This window comes from Mycobacterium sp. (genome assembly GCF_032162605.1).
Classification (GTDB): domain Bacteria; phylum Actinomycetota; class Actinomycetes; order Mycobacteriales; family Mycobacteriaceae; genus Mycobacterium.
In genome coordinates, this window is record NZ_JAVROT010000552.1 from 1 (window position 1) to 2,624 (window position 2,624).

3 protein-coding genes and 1 pseudogene are annotated in these 2,624 nt (G+C 69.0%); all 4 read left to right on the forward strand.

Going from position 1 to position 2,624, the window contains the following annotated elements:
• Positions 1-431 (forward strand): annotated as a pseudogene (locus tag QOI01_RS30685) (AAA family ATPase); the annotation flags it as partial.
• 13 nt (positions 432-444) lie between these two features.
• On the forward strand, positions 445-1,119 hold the full coding sequence (locus QOI01_RS30690) for an SRPBCC family protein (RefSeq protein WP_526387101.1): 675 nt from the start codon (positions 445-447) through the stop codon (positions 1,117-1,119).
• A gap of 1 nt (position 1,120) precedes the next feature.
• Positions 1,121-2,317, forward strand: coding sequence for a vWA domain-containing protein (locus QOI01_RS30695; protein ID WP_526387103.1), 1,197 nt, complete (start codon positions 1,121-1,123; stop codon positions 2,315-2,317).
• 10 nt (positions 2,318-2,327) lie between these two features.
• Positions 2,328-2,624: LLM class flavin-dependent oxidoreductase (locus QOI01_RS30700; RefSeq protein ID WP_526387105.1), on the forward strand; the 297-nt coding region annotated here is incomplete at its 3' end.

Consider the following 2,624-nt stretch of genomic DNA (forward strand, 5'->3'; position numbering starts at 1 on the left):
TCGGCGAGGCGGCGGTGACGATCCCGGAGCTGGGTACCTTCGTCGCCGAACACCCACCCATCACGGTGCTGACCTCCAACCGAAGTCGCGACCTGCACGATGCCCTGCGCAGGCGCTGTCTGTACCACTGGATCGACTACCCGGACCCTGGCCGCGCGGCCGAAATCGTGCGTCGCACCGTTCCCGGAGCGACCACCGCCCTGATCGAAGATGCTACCCAGTTCGTTGGTGGGGCAAGGAATCTCGATCTGGACAAGCCGCCGGGTGTGGCCGAGATCATCGACTGGGTCGCGGCCCTGGTCACCCTCGGCGTGCCCGAGCTGGTGGCCGTGCGCACCCCACAGACTCTGGCCAGTCTCGGTGCCCTGGCGAAGACGCCGGACGACGACGCCCTGATCAGAGACGCATTCGCCGAATACAGCTCGGGATGAAGGGAGTCCACCTATGAAGATCGCCAACGAGTTCACCGTCAGTGCCCCGATCGAGGAGGCCTGGGACGTGCTCGTCGACCTCGAGCAGGTCATTCCACTGATGCCAGGCGCGCAGATGACCGGACACGAGGGAGATGACGTGCTCGGCAAGGTGAAGGTCAAGGTCGGGCCGGTCACCAGCGAGTTCAGTGGCAAGGTGCACTTCGTCGAGAGGGATCGTGACCAGCGCCGCGCCGTGATCGACGCCAAGGGCAAGGAGGCACGCGGAACCGGCAACGCGGCGGCTACCGTCACCGCCATACTGCACGAGGCAGGTGACCGGACGCGGGTCACCGTGGACACCGACCTCAAGATCGTGGGTAAGCTCGCTCAGTTCGGCAGCGGCATGCTCCAGCAGGTCTCGGAGAAACTCCTCGGTCAGTTCGCCCAGTCGCTGGAGGCCAAACTCGTCGCCGCGCACACTCCCGCGGCCGCGGTTGCCGCGGTTACAGATTCACCGGCGAAGGCACTGACGGCGGTCCCGACGCCCCCGCCCGAGGCCGCGCCGATCGACCTCCTCGAACTCGCGGGCGGCACCGCGTTGAAGAAATACGCCCCGTTGGTGTTGGGCACGCTCGCGGCAGTGGCGGCCGTCTTCACACTGGGCCGACTGGCGCTGGGGCGGCGAGTGGCTCGCGACCGCCGGTGACGTGACGCGTTCGGTCCTCCTAGCCGGTGTCGACAGGGCGGCCCTCGCGGTCGCCCTGGTGGCGCGTCTGCGCTCAGCCGGAGTCTCGGTATCTGCCAGCGGCCCAGCAAGTTTCGTGCAAGCGTTTGAGCTGCTGGTGCCGCGGTCGCGCCGCGACCTGTACTGGGCGGCCAGGCTGACGCTCGTCAATCGCGCCGAGGATCTGGCCGGATTCGATGCCGTCTTCTCCGCGGTGTTCGACGACGCCGAGTTCACCACCGACCCGCGTCACCACCTGTCCAGCCCCGGCACGTCTGCGGCGTCGATGACTGGGACGGGTGCCGCGCACGGCGTCACGCTCGACGGGGATGGGCTGCCGTGGACGACGCGGCCCACCTCGATCACGGCCACAGAGTCACCGGTGGGTGTCGACGGCGTCGGCGTGCCGGATGTACTGCCGAGTCGACTGGTCGCGCGAGCCGACGAGGCGTTCGAGACCTTCGACCACACCGACCTGCACCTCATCGGCACCTGGTTGGAGCAGGCCTCGGCGCGGTGGCCGCGAAGACGTAGTCTGCGGAGGGAGCCGAGCAGGCACGGTATGCGAATCGACCTGCGGCACACCATCCGTGCCTCGCGGACCACGGGCTGGGAGCCGTTGCGGCTCAGCCGATCTCGCCGTCGTCACCGCCCGCGCCGGGTCGTCCTGCTCTGCGACGTGAGCGGATCCATGCAGCCCTACGCGACGATCTACCTGCATCTGATGCGTGCCGCGGCGTTGCGCCGTGCCACCGTGGCCCCCGAGATCTTCGCGTTCTCGACCTCGTTGACCCGGCTGACGCCGGTGTTGTCCCACCGCTCGGCGGAGGTGGCGCTGGAGCGCGCCAACGCGAAGGTGACGGATCGCTACGGGGGCACCCATCTGGGTCGAAGCCTGGCCACGCTGTTGGCGACTCCGCACGGCAGTGCGTTGCGCGGGGCAGTGGTGATCGTCGCCTCGGACGGCTGGGACAGCGACCCGCCGGAGGTGCTGGCCCACGCGATGGCGCGGTTGCGTCGGCGGGCTCGACTGATCGTGTGGCTCAACCCCCGAGCGGCCGCGCCCGACTACCGGCCGCTGGCCGGATCGATGGCGTGCGCGCTGCCCTACTGCGACCTGTTCCTTCCCGCTCGCTCGATGAGCGGTCTGCGCGATCTGTTCGACTGCCTCACCGCATAGCATCGATGGCGTGACCGACACCGCCCGCGCCCGCATCGACTTCACCTCCCGCATCGGCGTCTGGTGGGCCAGCGACACCTGGGCGATGCCCGACGCGCAGGATGTGGCGCGCGAGATCGAGGCGCTGGGCTACGGATCGTTGTTCCTCCCAGAGGTCACGGGCAAGGAGTGCCTGACGCAGTCGGCGGCGTTCCTCTCGGCCACCGAGCGGCTGGTGATCGGTACGGGCATCGCCAACATCCACGCCAGGGCCCCCTCCGCCGCCGAGTCCGGTGGGCGCACGCTGAAGGCACTCTTCCCCGGCCGG

Excerpts from the sequence above, each read along its gene's own strand:
- QOI01_RS30690 (WP_526387101.1), top strand. The coding sequence starts at position 445 with ATGAAGATCGCCAACGAGTTCACCGTCAGTGCCCCGATCGAGGAGGCC.